The organism is Ensifer sp. (genome assembly GCF_035999135.1).
Taxonomy (GTDB): domain Bacteria; phylum Pseudomonadota; class Alphaproteobacteria; order Rhizobiales; family Rhizobiaceae; genus Ensifer.
Window position 1 is genome coordinate 1 of sequence record NZ_DASYGZ010000154.1, and the last position, 15,024, is coordinate 15,024.

Sequence of the window (15,024 nt, forward strand, 5' to 3'; positions counted from 1 at the left end):
TTATGTCGTCACCGTGCTTGTCAAAGCATTCGGGAGCAGCGGCATTGTGCCTCCTTTCGTTGCAGCCTGGTTGCCAGTTGTTGTAGCGATGGCGCTGGGCTCGACGATTCTTTTAAATCAGGAGGATGGCTAGTGGCGGTAGTGAACCGCAAACGTATAAGGCTGATCAACGCTGCCCTGCTCGCGGGCGTGGCGTTGCAGACACTTGCCATGGGAATGAGTGCGCCTGCGATGGCGCAGCAGACTTCGGAGCGCCTCGATTCGCTGCGCCCGAACATGCCGGAAGACGCCAAGCTGCTTCTGTCCGCCAATGAGCTTGTCTACAACAAGGACGCCGAAAAGGTGATCGTGCGCGGCAACGTGCAGATCGACTACGGCGGCTACAAGATGGTGGCCCGCCAGGTCGAGTACGACCAGAAGGCGGGCCGCATACACGCGATCGGCGAAGTGCAGCTGGTCGAGCCGGGCGGCAATGTCGTCTACGCCGACAAGATGGATGTCACCGACGATTTCGGCAACGGCTTCGTCGACGCGCTGCGCATCGAGACAACCGACCTGACCCGGCTTGCCGCCACGAGCGGCGAGCGACGCAACGGCGAGGAATTCATCCTGAACGAGGCCGTCTATACGGCCTGCACGCCCTGCACGACCAAGCCGGAGCATCGGTCGCTCTGGCATATCAAGGCCCAGCGCGTCATCCAGAATGGCCGCACACGCACGATCCGGCTTGAAAAGGCCCGCTTCGAGCTGTTCGGCATGCCGATCGCCTATATCCCGGTCATGGAAATGCCCGACCACACGGTCAAGCGGAAGAGCGGCTTCCTGTTCCCGCAGTTCCGCTCGGCGCAGAAGCTCGGCGTCGGCGTCGGCGTTCCGTATTACTGGGCGATTTCGCCCTACATGGACGCAACCGCGACATTGACCGGCCTGACCAAGCAGGGATTCCTGCTGGAGGGCGAGTTCCGCCAGCGTTTCCACAACGGCCTTCACACGCTGCGCGTCGCCGGCATCAGCCAGCTCGACCGCACGCAGTTCACCCCAGGCACGGTCGACGCGCTGGAGCGCGAGCGCGGCATGGTGGCGTCCAAGGGCGAATTCGAGATCAACCCGCGCTGGACCTTTGGCTGGAACGTGCTCGTCCAGTCGGACAACAACTTCGCCAAGACCTATGAACTGTCGGATTTCGACGGTACGACCTACATCAACCAGGCGTACCTCACCGGTCTCGGCAAGCGAAACTACTTCGACCTGCGCGCCTTCTACTTCGACATTCAGGACGCGGATCCGAACAGCATTGCCGAAAACCAGCAGCCGACGGCGCAGGTTCTCGACTACTCCTACAAGGCACCCGATCCGGTCCTTGGCGGCGAGCTCTCGGCGACCGTCAACCTGACGAACGTCAAGCGCAACCGGCTTGATCTCAACGTCGTCCCCGGCGTCGTCAACCGCTTTCGCGGTCTTGAGGGCACGTCTCACCGCCTGACCGGCGAGCTCGAATGGAAGCGTACCTTCATCGCTCCAGGCGGCCTCCTGATCACGCCGCTTCTGGCGGCGCGCGGTGACGCCATCGGCCTCAACATGGATGCGCCCGGCCCGCTCTATACCGGTGACTACACCACCAGCGACGCAGCGACGCGGCGCATGCTGACGGCCGGTCTCGAGGCGCGCTATCCGATCCTGTTCGTGGGCGAAGACAGCAGCCATGTGCTGGAGCCGATCGCTCAGCTCTATGCCCGCCCCGACGAGCAGAAAGCCGGCGGCCTGCCGAACGAAGATGCCCAGAGCTTCGTGTTCGACGCGACCAACCTGTTCGATCGCGACAAGTTCTCGGGCTTCGACCGCATCGAAGGCGGCACCCGCGCCAATATCGGCATGCGCTATACCGGCACGTTCGACAGCGGCTACGGCCTGCGCGGCATCGTCGGCCAGTCCTTCCACCTTGGCGGGCTGAACTCGTTTGCAACCGACGACCTGGTCAAGGCCGGCGCGAATTCCGGTCTGGAATCCAAGCGGTCCGACTATGTCGCCATGTTCGGCGTCGATGCGCCGTCCGGCCTGATGGCCAGCCTTTCCGGCCGTCTGGATGAAAAGGACCTGGCGCTGCGTCGTGCGGATGCGACCGTCGGCTACCTCGGCATGACATGGCAGGCAGCGATGACGTATACGCGCATCGAAGCCCAGCCGCTTTATGGCTCGCAGTCGGATCAGGACGAAATCCAGACCGCTGCTGCCTACAAGTTCCATGACTACTGGTCGGTCTTCGGTGCCATCACCTACGACATCAACAAGGACGTCATCTCGCGCAACGGCTTCGGCATTACCTATGACGATCAGGACACCCTGTTCTCGCTCGTCTACAAGCAGGAGCGCGACACCGACAGCACGTTGGCGAACGACTGGTCCATCGGCGCCAGAATCAGCTTCCGCACGCTCGGCGACGTCAATGTCGGCGACACGAAGTTTGAAGAGCTGGACTATTATTGATGCCATCGGCGCGAATGGGCGAGCGTATGTTCGCCCATTCGTTGATTTCAGGGCGGTCAAACGGTCTTGTCATCGTTTGGCCGCATGTATTATGCATTCCCTCCGACAAGATTAAGGCAACGGCGCAACGCCGGCGGGCAGAAAAAGCCGGTCGACGGTGATCGTACGGCAGACAGGAAAAGATAATGGGCGGGAAAATGTCGATCTTGAGGACGCTTTCGGCACTGGCCTTGGCTGGCACACTGAGCTTTGCGGCGCTTTCGGGCGCGCAGGCGGCAAGCCAGGTCAAGGTCACGGTCAACAACACGGTGATCACCTCGGGCGACATAGCCAAGCGCGTGGCCTTCCTGCGTCTGCAGCGGCAGAAGGGCGGCGCCGACGAGGCCAAGAAGCAACTCGTCGACGAGGTCCTGAAGCGCGCGGAGATCGCGCGCCTCGGCCAATCCGTCAGCACCCAGGACGTCGAAGCCGCCTATGCCCGTTTTGCCGCCGGCAACAAGCTTTCGACCGAACAGCTCGGCAAGATCCTTGATCAGGCCGGCGTGGGCCCCGACCATTTCAAGCAGTTCGTCGCCGTCCAGATGAGCTGGCCACGCGCCGTCAACTTCCGCTACGGCAACTCCAACCGTCTCCAGGGTGCTGACCTCGTCAAGCGCATGATGGCTGGCGGCGGCGAGAAGCCGGTGACCACGGAGTACTTCCTGCAGCAGGTGATCTTCGTCATTCCCGAAAAGAAGCGTGGCGCGATCACGGCCAAGCGGCAGGCCGAAGCCAATGCGTCGCGCGCCCAGTTCCCGGGTTGCGAAACCTCCAAGGCGTTTGCTGCCAACTACCGTGACGTTTCCATCCGCAGCCTCGGCCGCATGCTGGCCCAGCAACTGCCGGACGATTGGAAGCCGCTGATCGAGAAGGCGGCCGAGAACGGCACCACCGGTACCCGCGTGACCGAAAAGGGCGTCGAGTACCTCGCGATCTGCAAGAAGCGGGAAGTCAACGACGATACGGCTGCCGAGATCGTCTTCCGCGCCGAGGACATCGGCAAGAAGAAGGCTGAAGGCGAAGACCCCAACAGCGAGAAGTATCTCGAGGAACTGCGCAAGAAGGCGCAGATCGTCAACAGGTAAGCAAAGCGGCACCATGCGTGAACCAACCGGCCCCCTCGCCCTGAGCATGGGCGATCCGGCCGGCATCGGTCCGGACATCAGCCTTGTATCCTGGCTTGGCCGCCGCGACCACGCGACGGCACCCTTCCTCTTCATCGGCGATCCCGCGGTGCTTGCCGCGCGCGCAGCAACGCTCGGCCTCGACGTGCCGATCCGCGAGACAGACGCTGCCAGCGCCCTTGCCGCATTTGATACGGCGCTGCCGGTTCTACCCGTTTCCTGCCCTGCCCCGGTCGTTGCCGGAAATCCCATTTCGGCGAATGCCAGCGCCGTCATTGGCGCGATCGACGCGGCCGTCCGGCTGGTGATGGACGGTGAGGCGACCGCCGTCGTGACGAACCCGATAGCCAAATCGGTGCTTTACGACGCAGGCTTCCGCTTTCCGGGCCATACCGAATATCTGGCGGATCTCGCGGAAAAGGCGACCGGACAAAACCTGCTGCCGGTGATGCTGCTCGCAGGTCCGAAACTGCGCGCGGTTCCGGTCACCATCCACATTCCCCTGAAAGACGTGCCGGACCAGCTGACGCCGGATCTGATCTATCGCACCTGCGCGATAACCGCGGCCGACCTTAGCAACCGCTTCGGGCTCGCCCGGCCAAGGCTCGCCATTGCCGGGCTCAACCCGCACGCCGGCGAAAACGGCGCGTTGGGGCTGGAAGACGACGCCGTCATCCGCCCTGTCATCGATCGCCTGCGCGCAGAAGGCATCGACGCGGTGGGTCCGCTGCCGGCCGACACGATGTTCCATGATCGGGCGCGCGAGACCTATGACGTGGCGATTTGCATGTACCACGACCAGGCGCTGATCCCCGCCAAGGCGCTCGGCTTCGATGATAGTGTCAACGTCACGCTCGGCCTGCCTTTCATTCGCACCTCGCCCGATCACGGCACGGCCTTCGGTCTTGCCGGTAAAGGCGTCGCGCGCAACGACAGCCTCCGGGCCGCACTCGACCTCGCCGCGACGCTCGCGGCCAATACGCCAGGAGATAACCGCTGATGGCGGCGCTTGACGGCCTCCCCCCCTTACGCGACGTCATCCAGCGCCACGGCCTCGACGCCAAGAAGGCGCTTGGACAGAACTTCCTGCTTGACCTCAACCTGACGCAGAAGATTGCGCGGACCGCCGGTTCGCTCGAAGGGGTCACGGTCATCGAGGTCGGACCCGGACCGGGTGGCCTCACCCGGGCGATCCTCGCGCTCGGCGCCAAGAAGGTAATCGCGATCGAGCGGGACGCACGCTGCCTGCCGGCGCTTGCCGAAATCGGCGCGCACTATCCGGGCCGCTTGCAGGTCATCGAGGGCGATGCGTTGAAGACGCCCTTCGAAACATTGGCCGACGACGGTCCGGTGAAGATCATCGCGAACCTGCCCTACAATGTCGGCACGCAACTGCTCGTGAACTGGCTGTTGCCCGAGAGCTGGCCGCCGTTCTGGCAGTCGCTGACGCTGATGTTCCAGCGCGAAGTGGGCCTCAGGATCGTCGCTGCGGCCGATGACGACCACTATGGGCGCCTCGGCGTGCTCTGTGGTTGGCGTACGCGGGCACGGATGGCCTTCGACGTGCCGCCGCAGGCCTTCACGCCACCGCCCAAGGTGACGTCGTCAGTGGTGCATCTGGAGCCGGTAGAGAACCCAATCCCCTGCCCGGTCGCAGCCCTTGAAAAGGTAACGCACGCGGCCTTCGGCCAACGCCGCAAGATGCTGCGCCAGAGCCTGAAGCCGCTCGGCGGCGAGGCGCTTCTGGCAAAGGCCGATATCGATCCGCAGCGCCGCGCGGAAACGCTCTCGGTGGACGAGTTCTGCCGGCTCGCCAATTGCCTTTAGGGCAGAGCTGCCGATCGCGTCCGCGGCTCAAGATACAAACAAAAATGGCTCCGGAAGGAGCCATTTTTGTTTGCGATCCTTAGAACGGGTTTTCCGTCAGCAGCCCGTTGACGAAATCGAACAGGCCTGGACGCCGGTCGCGGCGCAGGCGCTCGGCCTCGACGATCGAACGGACAGCGGAAAACGCACGATCGAGGTCATCGTTGAGAACGATGTAGTCGTATTCGCGCCAGTGCTCGATCTCGGCGCGGGAATTGGCAAGCCTTGTGGCGATCACCTCCTGGCTGTCCTCGGCGCGCCTGTGCAGGCGCGACTGCAGCTCGGCCATCGACGGCGGCAGGATGAAGATCGACACGACGTCGCCTGCCATCTTTTCCTGCAGCTGCTGGGCGCCCTGCCAATCGATGTCGAAGAGCATGTCGCGGCCGGCGGCCATGGCCGCCTCGACCGCGTCGCGCGGCGTGCCATAGAAATTGCCGTGGACCTCAGCCCATTCGAGCAGCGAATCGGTTGCCCGCAGCGCCTCGAACTCGCGGATCGTCTTGAAATGATAGTGCCGTCCGTCGATTTCGCTCGGACGCCGCTGGCGGGTCGTCACGCTGACCGAGATGCTCATCTCCGGATCGGCTTCTAGGAGGTTGCGCGCGATCGTCGACTTGCCCGCGCCGGACGGCGAGGAAATGACGAGCATCAGCCCACGGCGGGCGATCTTGATGGGCGAAGGGGTCGCCGGGTTCATGTCTTACTCCAGATTCTGGACCTGTTCGCGGAACTGGTCGATGACGACCTTCAATTCGATCCCCGCCGCCGAAATGGCGGACGCGTTCGACTTGGAACAGATTGTATTCGATTCGCGGTTAAATTCCTGCGCGAGGAAATCGAGCTTGCGGCCGACCGGCCCGCCTCTCGAAAGGAGGTCGCGCGCAGCGACGATGTGGGAGCCAAGACGGTCGATCTCTTCGCGAAGATCCGCCTTGGTGGCAAGCAGCGCGACTTCGGCATGAAGGCGCTCCCGGTCGAGCGACGAGCCGTTGTCCATCACCAGCGCAACCTGCTGGGCAAGCCGCTCGGCGATTGACGCCGCACTGCGCGAAGGGTCGGCCTCGACGGTCGCCGTCAGCGTCTCGATGGTCTCGACGTGGGAGAGCAGGATCTGACAGAGTGCCGCTCCTTCCTCTTCGCGCATGGTTCGCAGGTCGGAAAGCGCTAGCCGCAGCCCTTCGAGGATATCGGCATCGAGGGCAGCGCGCTCCTCTTCACTTTCCTCCGGTTCGCGGAAGTCGACGATGCCGCGGATCGAAAGGAGCGTGTCAAACTTCAGCGGCGCCGGATCGACGAGATCGCCCAGTTGCTCGCGCAGGTTCAGAACGGCCGTCAGCGCCGCCTGGTTGACCACAGCCTCGACGGCCGCCTCTCCGCCACTGACCGACAGGCCGACCTGCAGATTGCCGCGCGAGAAACAGTCGCCGGCGAGCTTTCGAACCTCGGGCTCGAAGCGTTCCAGCCCCTGCGGCAGGCGCAGCCTCAGATCAAGGCCCTTGCCGTTGACGGAGCGCAGCTCCCAGGCCCACCGGCGGCGGCCGCTTGAGCCTTCCTTGCGGGCAAAGCCGGTCATCGATTGGAGCGGCATCATCACCTCCGTTGCGTTTCAGCAGAAGCAATAAGGCGACGGCGCGGCATCCCGCAAGGGATATCCGCGCCGTGATTCGTCAAGTCCACAATGCAAGGCACATTCCGCGGCTTCGTCGCTTCGACGGCGCGGCCGTCGGCCAGACGTCGTTACTGCGACTGGGTCGCCGTAGCACCCGGCTCTGCGTCCGCTGCGGCTTTCGCCGCCTCCGCCGCCCTCTCGGCCTCGACCTTGCGCCAGCGCCGGACATTGGCATTGTGCTCGTCGAGCGTCTCGGCGAACACGTGACCACCGGTACCGTCGGCGACGAAGTAGAGTTCCGGCGTGCGCGACGGGTTGGCGACCGCTTCCAGCGCCGCGCGACCGGGATTGGCGATCGGGGTCGGCGGCAGGCCCTTGATGATATAGGTATTGTACGGCGTCTGCTTGTCGATATCGGACTTCAGGATCGGGCGATCGGCAGGCTTTCCGTCACCGCCGAAGATGCCGTAGATGATCGTCGGGTCGGACTGCAGCCGCATGCCCTTGTCGAGCCGGTTGATGAAAACGGAGGCGACGCGCGGACGCTCGTCGGCGCGGCCGGTTTCCTTTTCCACGATCGAGGCAAGCGTTACCAGTTCCTCGACGGTGGAAACCGGCAGGTTGGGATCACGTTTTTCCCAGATCTGGCCGACCAAGGCCTTCTGGGCCGCAGCCATCTGCTGGACGATTTCGCCGCGCTTGGTGCCGCGGGTGAACTTGTAGGTGTCCGGCATCAGCGACCCCTCGGCCGGCAACTCTGCCGGCAGGTCGCCGATCAGAACGGGATCATCCGACAGCTTGCGGAACATCTGCTTGACGGTCAGGCCTTCGGGCAGGGAGACGGAGTAGAGGATCGACTTGCCCGACTTCAGAAGCTGCATGACCTCCTGCATCGACGAGCCAGCCTTGATCTCGTATTCGCCGGCCTTCAGCGTCTCGTTGTCCAGATAGGCTTCCGAAACGAAACGGAAGACCCTTGCGTCCGTGATGATATTGCTACGCTCAAGGCCGCTGGCGATTTCGCTCATGCCCGCGCCGCCGCGAACGATGAAGTTCTGGTTTGCCTGCAGCGGGCCCTGCTTCTCGTATTGATGCATGGCGTAGTAGACCGTGCCGGCGGCGGCGAGTGCCGCAAACACGATGATGGTCATGACGAAGTTCAGGAAGATGACGACCTGGCTGCGGGCCTTGCGTGACCGCCTGGGCGGTTGCGGCACCTTTTCCGGACGCAGCGCCTCGTTTGCCGATTTCGGAATGATCGGCCCGTTGCTCGCGTTTTCACTGCGGCCGAATTGCGCCGCGCCGTTGTCGTTTGTGTCGCTCACGATTATCCCGAACCCGAAATTCGCGGCCTCATTCTGTTCCTGCTTCCGGTGCGAATTTCGGACTGGACCTTGGCAGGCTGAATTCAATACGGCGCCGCCCAATCGGCCGGCGTACCGCAGTCTTGTTACAAAGAGATCCGCGGCCCGGGTGCAATCTCACCGAAGAACCACAGAAATGTGTCGAATCGCCGTCCGTTCAAGAGAACGCGGCGGACGCCCGACACTTTGATCCGAAGCTGCAGCCCACGGTGAATTACCGGGCGAGCCGCGCTCCAAGGCAATAGCTAATTGGCAATCTGACAGACATGCCTTGCGCGAACATAGCGGTCGGCAAGCGCCACCCTGGCTGGCGACGCCCTCCTCCCGAAACATGCTTGTAACGAGCAATACGGCAAAAGCTGGATCATCGCGTCAGAAGAACGCCGACGCAATGATCGGACCGGGCAAGGCCGGACGATCACGCGCCGGTGTAACGGCGCAGGACCAGCGAGGCATTGGTGCCACCGAAGCCGAAGGAGTTCGACAGCGCCACATTGATCTCACGCTTGCGGGCAACATGCGGCACCAGGTCGATCTTCGTCTCAACCGACGGATTGTCGAGATTGAGGGTCGGCGGTGCGACGTTGTCACGGATCGCCAGCGCCGAGAAGATCGCTTCGACCGCACCGGCGGCACCCAGCAGATGGCCGATCGCCGACTTGGTCGAGGACATCGAGATCTTCGAGGCGTGCTCGCCGACCAGGCGCTCGACCGCGCCGAGCTCGATCGTATCGGCCATCGTCGAGGTGCCGTGGGCGTTGATGTAGTCGATATCGGCAGCCGTCAGCCCGGCGCGCTTCAGTGCCATCTGCATGCAACGATAGGCGCCGTCACCGTCTTCCGACGGCGCAGTGATGTGGAAGGCGTCGCCGGAAAGACCATAGCCGACAACTTCCGCATAGATCTTGGCGCCGCGCGCCTTGGCGTGCTCGAGTTCCTCAAGGATGACGACGCCAGCGCCCTCGCCCATGACGAAGCCGTCACGGTCGATGTCGTAGGGGCGCGAGGCCTTTTGAGGGTCGTCGTTGTGTTGCGTCGACAGCGCCTTGCAGGCGGCGAAGCCGGCCAGCGAAATCCGGCAGATCGGCGATTCCGCGCCGCCGGCAACCATCACGTCGGCGTCGCCAAGCATGATCAGGCGGCTCGCGTCGCCGATGGCATGGGCGCCGGTCGAACAGGCGGTAACGACAGAGTGGTTCGGACCGCGCAGCTTGTGGCGGATCGACACCTGGCCGGAAGCAAGATTGATGAGGCGGCCGGGAATGAAGAAGGGCGAGATCCGGCGCGGACCCTTGTCGCGCAGCGTATAGCCGCCTTCGACGATGCCTTCGAGGCCACCGATGCCCGACCCGATCAGGACGCCGGTTGCGATCTGGTCCTCGTCCGTTTGCGGCTTCCAGCCGGCATCGGCAAGCGCCATGTCAGCGGCAGCCATCGCGTAGACGATGAAGGGATCGACCTTGCGCTGCTCCTTCGGCTCCATCCAGTCGTCGGCATTGAAGGTTGAATCGGTGCCGTCGCCGAAGGGGATGCGGCAGGCGATCTTGGCAGGAAGGTCCTCGACCTCGAATTCGGTGACCTTGCGGGCAGCGTTGTGCCCGGCAAGGAGGCGCGTCCATGTCGCCTCAGTTCCGCAACCCAAGGGAGATACCATGCCGGTACCGGTGATAACGACACGTCTCATAGTCCGCGACCCACCCTGATCTTTCAGTTTCAGAGCCGGATCGGACCACGTGCAACGAACCCGATCCGGGCATCCATTTTAAGGTTCTTAATTCACGATCAGAGGCAAATGCGGGGAACGCTTGCTGATCGAAACCCACGCGCGATGCGGGACCGCCCACTTCCCTGGGCTAAACGGGCCGCTATACGCGGCCCGTCCCACGGCCGAAGCCGCTTCGATATCAGGCCTGGGCCTTTTCGATGAACTTGACGGCGTCGCCGACGGTCAGGATCGAGTCAGCGGCATCGTCAGGAATTTCAACGCCGAATTCTTCTTCGAAAGCCATGACCAGTTCGACGGTGTCGAGCGAGTCCGCGCCGAGATCATCGATGAAGCTTGCGCCTTCGCTGACCTTTTCGGCGTCGACGCCAAGATGATCAATAACAATTTTCTTTACGCGTTCTGCGATATCGCTCATGTCGGAGTTCCTCGACCTTCGTTTCTGTAGGCGCCTGATCCGGCACCGGTACTCTTATGTAAGCCTGATAGACCAAGATGGCCTACCCGGCAATCCATCCAACCGGATCTGCGGCAAACCCAAGGCAGCCAAGGCTGCCGGACGCCTGGCGGGACCGGTCGACTGCTAACAGTCATGGCCCGATTAACACGGTTTAACGCTGTCGCAAAGTCCGAAAATGCCTGTCATTCGCTTGCTCAACATTGAATTTCAGGCATTTGGCAGGCGGCAGGCCGGGACGTTGAATGCTGCCCTGCGCACAATCTCGGCGGGCTGCCTGCACGTCCCGGACACAGCGTCAGATCATCGCCATGCCGCCGTTGACGTGAATCGTCTGTCCGGTGACGTAGCCCGCTTCATTGGATGCGAGATAAGCGACGGCCGAGGCGATTTCGGCGCCCGTGCCCATGCGCTTCATCGGGATCGCGCCCATGATCGCGTCCTTCTGCTTGTCGTTCAGCTTGCCGGTCATGGCGCTTTCGATGAAGCCCGGCGCAACGCAGTTGACGGTGACGTTTCGGGTCGCGATCTCTTGCGCCAGCGACTTGGAAAAGCCGATCATGCCGGCCTTGGAGGCGCAGTAGTTGGCCTGGCCCGGATTGCCGGTGACGCCGACGATCGAGGTGATGTTGACGATGCGGCCGAAACGGCGGCGCATCATCGGATGGGTGAGTTCGCGCGTCAGGCGGAAGACAGCCGTCAGGTTGACCTCGAGAACGGCGTCCCAGTCCTCGTCGCTCATGCGCACGAAGAGGCCGTCCTTGGTGATGCCGGCATTGTTGACGAGGATGTCGACGCCGCCGAGTTCGGCCTCGGCCTTTTCACCGAGCGCCTTGACTTCGGCGCGGTCCGAAAGGTTTGCCGGGAAGAGCTGCACGCGCTCGCCAAGCTCGTTGGCAAGCGCTTCCAGCTTCTCGACGCGGGTGCCGTGCAGACCGACGGTCGCGCCCTGGGCGTGCAGCATGCGGGCGATTTCTTCGCCGATACCACCGGAAGCGCCGGTGACGAGAGCCTTGCGGCCGGAAAGATCGAACATCTGATTGGTTCCTTGTAACTGTGCGCTTGTTCGACGGCTTATGCGAGCAGAGCCGCAAGTGCCGCGTCGATGTCGGCAGGCGTATTGACGGCGATGCCGTTGACGGCCTTGTCGATGCGGCGGGCAAGCCCGGTCAGCACCTTGCCCGAGCCGAGTTCATAGAGCGTGGTGACATTGTTGGCCGCAAACCACTCGACGGTCTCGCGCCAGCGGACCTGGCCGGTGACCTGCTCCACCAGCAGACGGGCGATCTCGTCGGCATCACTGACCGGTGCGGCGAGCACGTTGGCGACAATAGGCACAACGGGCGTGCGCTTTTCGACCTTGGCCAGCGCCTCGCGCATCGCCTCGGCAGCAGGCGCCATCAGACTCGAATGGAAAGGTGCGGAGACCGGCAGCATCAAGGCGCGCTTGGCGCCCTTTTCGGAGGCAAGCGCCGCAGCCTTCTCGACCGCCGCCTTCTCGCCGGAGATCACCAGCTGCCCGCCGCCATTGTCGTTGGCGATCTGGCAGGAGCCGAGTGCGGATGCCTCGCGGCAGATGGCGTCGACGTCGGCATGTTCGAGACCGATGATCGCGGCCATAGCGCCCTTACCGACCGGGACTGCGGCCTGCATGGCGTTGCCGCGGATGCGCAGCAGGCGGGCCGTGTCGGCGATCGAGAAGGTCCCGGCGGCACAGAGCGCCGAATATTCACCGAGCGAATGGCCGGCGACGAAAGACACCTTGCTCTTAAGGTCGAGCCCCTTGGCTTCAAGCACCCGGATGACTGCCATCGAAACGGCCATCAGCGCCGGCTGAGCGTTCGCCGTCAGCGTCAGCGTTTCCTCCGGGCCGTTCCACATGACGTCCGACAGCTTCTCGCCGAGCGCCTCGTCGACTTCGGCAAAGACCGCCGCTGCCTGCGGAAACGCGTCCGCCAGTTCCTTGCCCATGCCGACAGCCTGGCTGCCCTGGCCGGGGAACGTGAATGCAATGCTCATGGGATAGTCCCTTCCCTAGATCACTAGGATTTTGGGTCGCATCGACACAACATCATAGTGATCGGTTCTTATGAGTTGGAGCGGAGGCGGAGATACATTTCCTCATCCGGCCCTAGTTTCCTCTCCATTCACATTCCTGAACGGCGAGTCAAGCTTGGAGGGCCGGACGGACAGGGCCAACGACGCCTTTTGCCCTTGATCTTCATCAATCAAGGCGTAAGTTTGCCGCCCAAGGCCGGCCTGACCTTCGCTATCGCGCGGGCGGCAGCCATCACCCATCCCGGCGCGACACCCTTCCTCCCACGGTCGACACGCGCCTTTTCACGAGGAATCTCGATCCATGCGTTACAACAGGCTCGGCCGCACGGACATGAAGGTTTCGGAAATCTGCCTTGGCACCATGACCTGGGGCTCGCAGAACTCCGTCGCAGAAGCACACGAACAACTGGACCATGCCTTCGAAAAGGGCGTGAACTTCATCGACACGGCGGAACTCTATCCGACGACGCCGCTTTCGTCCGAGACCTACGGCAACACCGAGCGCATCATTGGCGAGTGGCTGGCAAAGCGCGGCCGCCGCGACGACGTCGTGCTGGCGACCAAGGTCGCCGGACCCGGCCGCCCCTATATCCGCAGCGGCGGCCCGACGACCCCGGAAGGCATCGGCGAGGCGATCGACGCCAGCCTCAAGCGGCTGAAGACCGACTATGTCGACCTCTACCAGATCCACTGGCCGAACCGCGGCCACTATCATTTCCGCAACGCCTGGTCCTATGATCCTGCCAAGCAGGACAAGGCGCACGTCGCCACCGACCTCAGAGCGATCCTCGACAAGCTCGACGATATCGTCAAGGCCGGCAAGGTTCGGGCCATTGGCCTTTCCAACGATACCGCCTGGGGCACGATGAAGTTTATCGACATGGCGGAGCGTCAGGGCCTTCCGCGCGTCGCATCGATCCAGAACGAATACAATCTTCTCTATCGCGCCTATGACCTGGACCTCGCCGAGTTGTCGCACCACGAGGATGTGGGCCTGCTTGCCTATTCGCCGCTCGCCGCCGGCCTGTTGAGCGGCAAGTACCTCAACGGCGCGCGACCCACCGGATCGCGGCTGTCGATCAACGGCGACCTTGGCGGCCGGTTCACCCCGCACCAGGAGCCTGCGGTCGAAGGTTATGTCGAACTTGCGCGCGAACACGGCCTCGATCCGGCGCAGATGGCCATCGCCTTCTGCCTGACACGGCCTTTCATGGCCTCGGTCATTATCGGCGCCACCTCGATGGAGCAGCTGAAAACCAATCTCGGCGCCGCCGACCTTAATCTGTCGCAGGACGTCATGAACGGAATCAGGCGGCTGCACCGGCTCTATCCGATGCCGATCTGACCTCGAGACAGAGGCAGGGCCGTCTTTATTTCAGCCCTGCCTTGCCTTCTGCCGAAAAATGCGTATAAGCGCGCTGTTCGAAATGCCCGGTCTTCTGGCTGGTGGCTGAACGGAGGGCCGGTTTCCCAAGTGGGGCGCCGTCAGGAATGTAAAGACATTCCGGCCTCCCGTGTCTCCGCTCTCGACCGTCTCGATACAACACTTTCTTGCCGGCTGCCTGCCAGCCACTAAGAACAGTCGTTGAGGCTTAGCCGCCGAGGTCCGGGCTATTAACGCAAGAAAGGCAAGCCACAATGGCTCTTTATGAACACGTATTCCTGGCCCGCCAGGACATCACGCCGCAGCAGGTCGACGGTCTCGTCGAGCAGTACAAGGGCGTACTCGAAGCAAACGGCGGCAAGGTCGGTCGCGTCGAGAACTGGGGCCTGAAGTCCCTCACCTACCGCATCAAGAAGAACCGCAAGGCTCACTACGTTCTCATGGACATCGATGCTCCGGCAGCGGCTGTTCACGAAATCGAGCGTCAGATGCGCATCAACGAAGACGTCCTGCGTTACATGACGATTGCCGTTGAGAAGCACGAAGAAGGCGCGTCTGCAATGATGCAGAAGCGTGACCGCGACGACCGTCCGCGTCGCGATGGCGACCGTCCGGAGCGCAGCTTCGGCGACCGTGGTCCGCGTCCGGACCGTGGCGACCGCGAAGACCGCCCGCGTCGTCCGCGCGAAGACCGCGCGTAATCAAGAAGCTTTAGGAGATAAAGACAATGGCTGAAGTTTCTTCCGCTCCGGTTCGTCGCCCGTTCCACCGCCGCCGCAAGACCTGCCCCTTCTCGGGCGCAAACGCTCCGCGGATCGACTACAAGGACATCCGTCTGCTGCAGCGCTACATTTCCGAGCGCGGCAAGATCGTTCCTTCCCGCATCACGGCCGTTTCCCAGAAGAAGCAGCGC

14 protein-coding genes and 1 pseudogene are annotated in these 15,024 nt (G+C 62.9%); 8 read left to right on the forward strand and 7 right to left on the reverse strand.

The window, feature by feature from the left end; genetic code table 11:
* The 5 genes and pseudogenes from VGO12_RS20380 to rsmA form a co-directional block, all read left to right on the forward strand.
* Window positions 1-133: pseudogene (locus tag VGO12_RS20380) on the forward strand (LPS export ABC transporter permease LptG); the annotation flags it as partial.
* On the forward strand, window positions 133-2,484 hold the full coding sequence (locus VGO12_RS20385) for an LPS-assembly protein LptD (protein ID WP_327514582.1): 2,352 nt from the start codon (window positions 133-135) through the stop codon (window positions 2,482-2,484). The pseudogene VGO12_RS20380 and the gene VGO12_RS20385, both read left to right, overlap by 1 nt.
* A gap of 185 nt (window positions 2,485-2,669) precedes the next feature.
* The gene (locus VGO12_RS20390) at window positions 2,670-3,608 is read left to right on the forward strand and encodes a peptidylprolyl isomerase (protein ID WP_327514583.1); all 939 of its coding nucleotides are present in this window, start codon (window positions 2,670-2,672) and stop codon (window positions 3,606-3,608) included.
* A gap of 13 nt (window positions 3,609-3,621) precedes the next feature.
* Entirely contained in the window at window positions 3,622-4,647 is a 1,026-nt protein-coding gene (gene pdxA / locus VGO12_RS20395; protein ID WP_327514584.1) for a 4-hydroxythreonine-4-phosphate dehydrogenase PdxA, read from the forward strand.
* Entirely contained in the window at window positions 4,647-5,474 is an 828-nt protein-coding gene (gene rsmA, locus VGO12_RS20400) for a 16S rRNA (adenine(1518)-N(6)/adenine(1519)-N(6))-dimethyltransferase RsmA (protein WP_327514585.1), read from the forward strand. The genes pdxA and rsmA overlap by 1 nt, the downstream gene beginning before the upstream one ends.
* 79 nt (window positions 5,475-5,553) lie before the next feature.
* On the opposite strand, the gene gmk is transcribed toward rsmA, so the two are convergent.
* From gmk to fabD, 7 genes are all read right to left on the reverse strand, one after another.
* On the reverse strand, window positions 5,554-6,213 hold the full coding sequence (gmk, locus tag VGO12_RS20405) for a guanylate kinase (protein WP_327514586.1): 660 nt from the start codon (window positions 6,211-6,213) through the stop codon (window positions 5,554-5,556).
* A gap of 3 nt (window positions 6,214-6,216) precedes the next feature.
* Window positions 6,217-7,104 (reverse strand): YicC/YloC family endoribonuclease, encoded by an 888-nt coding sequence (locus VGO12_RS20410; protein WP_327514587.1) that lies wholly within the window; start codon window positions 7,102-7,104, stop codon window positions 6,217-6,219.
* 149 nt (window positions 7,105-7,253) lie between these two features.
* On the reverse strand, window positions 7,254-8,450 hold the full coding sequence (mltG, locus tag VGO12_RS20415) for an endolytic transglycosylase MltG (protein WP_327514588.1): 1,197 nt from the start codon (window positions 8,448-8,450) through the stop codon (window positions 7,254-7,256).
* A gap of 457 nt (window positions 8,451-8,907) precedes the next feature.
* Window positions 8,908-10,173 (reverse strand): beta-ketoacyl-ACP synthase II, encoded by a 1,266-nt coding sequence (gene fabF, locus VGO12_RS20420; protein ID WP_327514589.1) that lies wholly within the window; start codon window positions 10,171-10,173, stop codon window positions 8,908-8,910.
* Between the two features lie 220 nt (window positions 10,174-10,393).
* Complete coding sequence (locus VGO12_RS20425) at window positions 10,394-10,630, reverse strand: acyl carrier protein (protein ID WP_003531676.1); 237 nt, start codon at window positions 10,628-10,630, stop codon at window positions 10,394-10,396.
* Between the two features lie 337 nt (window positions 10,631-10,967).
* Window positions 10,968-11,705: a 3-oxoacyl-[acyl-carrier-protein] reductase gene (gene fabG, locus VGO12_RS20430; protein ID WP_327497631.1), complete on the reverse strand. Its 738-nt coding sequence runs from the start codon at window positions 11,703-11,705 to the stop codon at window positions 10,968-10,970.
* Window positions 11,706-11,743: 38 nt separating this feature from the next.
* The gene (gene fabD / locus VGO12_RS20435; RefSeq protein WP_327514590.1) at window positions 11,744-12,688 is read right to left on the reverse strand and encodes an ACP S-malonyltransferase; all 945 of its coding nucleotides are present in this window, start codon (window positions 12,686-12,688) and stop codon (window positions 11,744-11,746) included.
* A gap of 340 nt (window positions 12,689-13,028) precedes the next feature.
* Here fabD and VGO12_RS20440 point away from each other — a divergent pair, with 340 nt between their 5' ends.
* The 3 genes from VGO12_RS20440 to rpsR form a co-directional block, all read left to right on the forward strand.
* On the forward strand, window positions 13,029-14,072 hold the full coding sequence (locus VGO12_RS20440; protein WP_327514591.1) for an aldo/keto reductase: 1,044 nt from the start codon (window positions 13,029-13,031) through the stop codon (window positions 14,070-14,072).
* 293 nt (window positions 14,073-14,365) lie between these two features.
* Window positions 14,366-14,812: a 30S ribosomal protein S6 gene (rpsF, locus tag VGO12_RS20445; RefSeq protein WP_327497634.1), complete on the forward strand. Its 447-nt coding sequence runs from the start codon at window positions 14,366-14,368 to the stop codon at window positions 14,810-14,812.
* A gap of 26 nt (window positions 14,813-14,838) precedes the next feature.
* A partial coding sequence (rpsR, locus tag VGO12_RS20450) for a 30S ribosomal protein S18 (RefSeq protein ID WP_327497635.1) occupies window positions 14,839-15,024 on the forward strand: 186 nt, incomplete at its 3' end.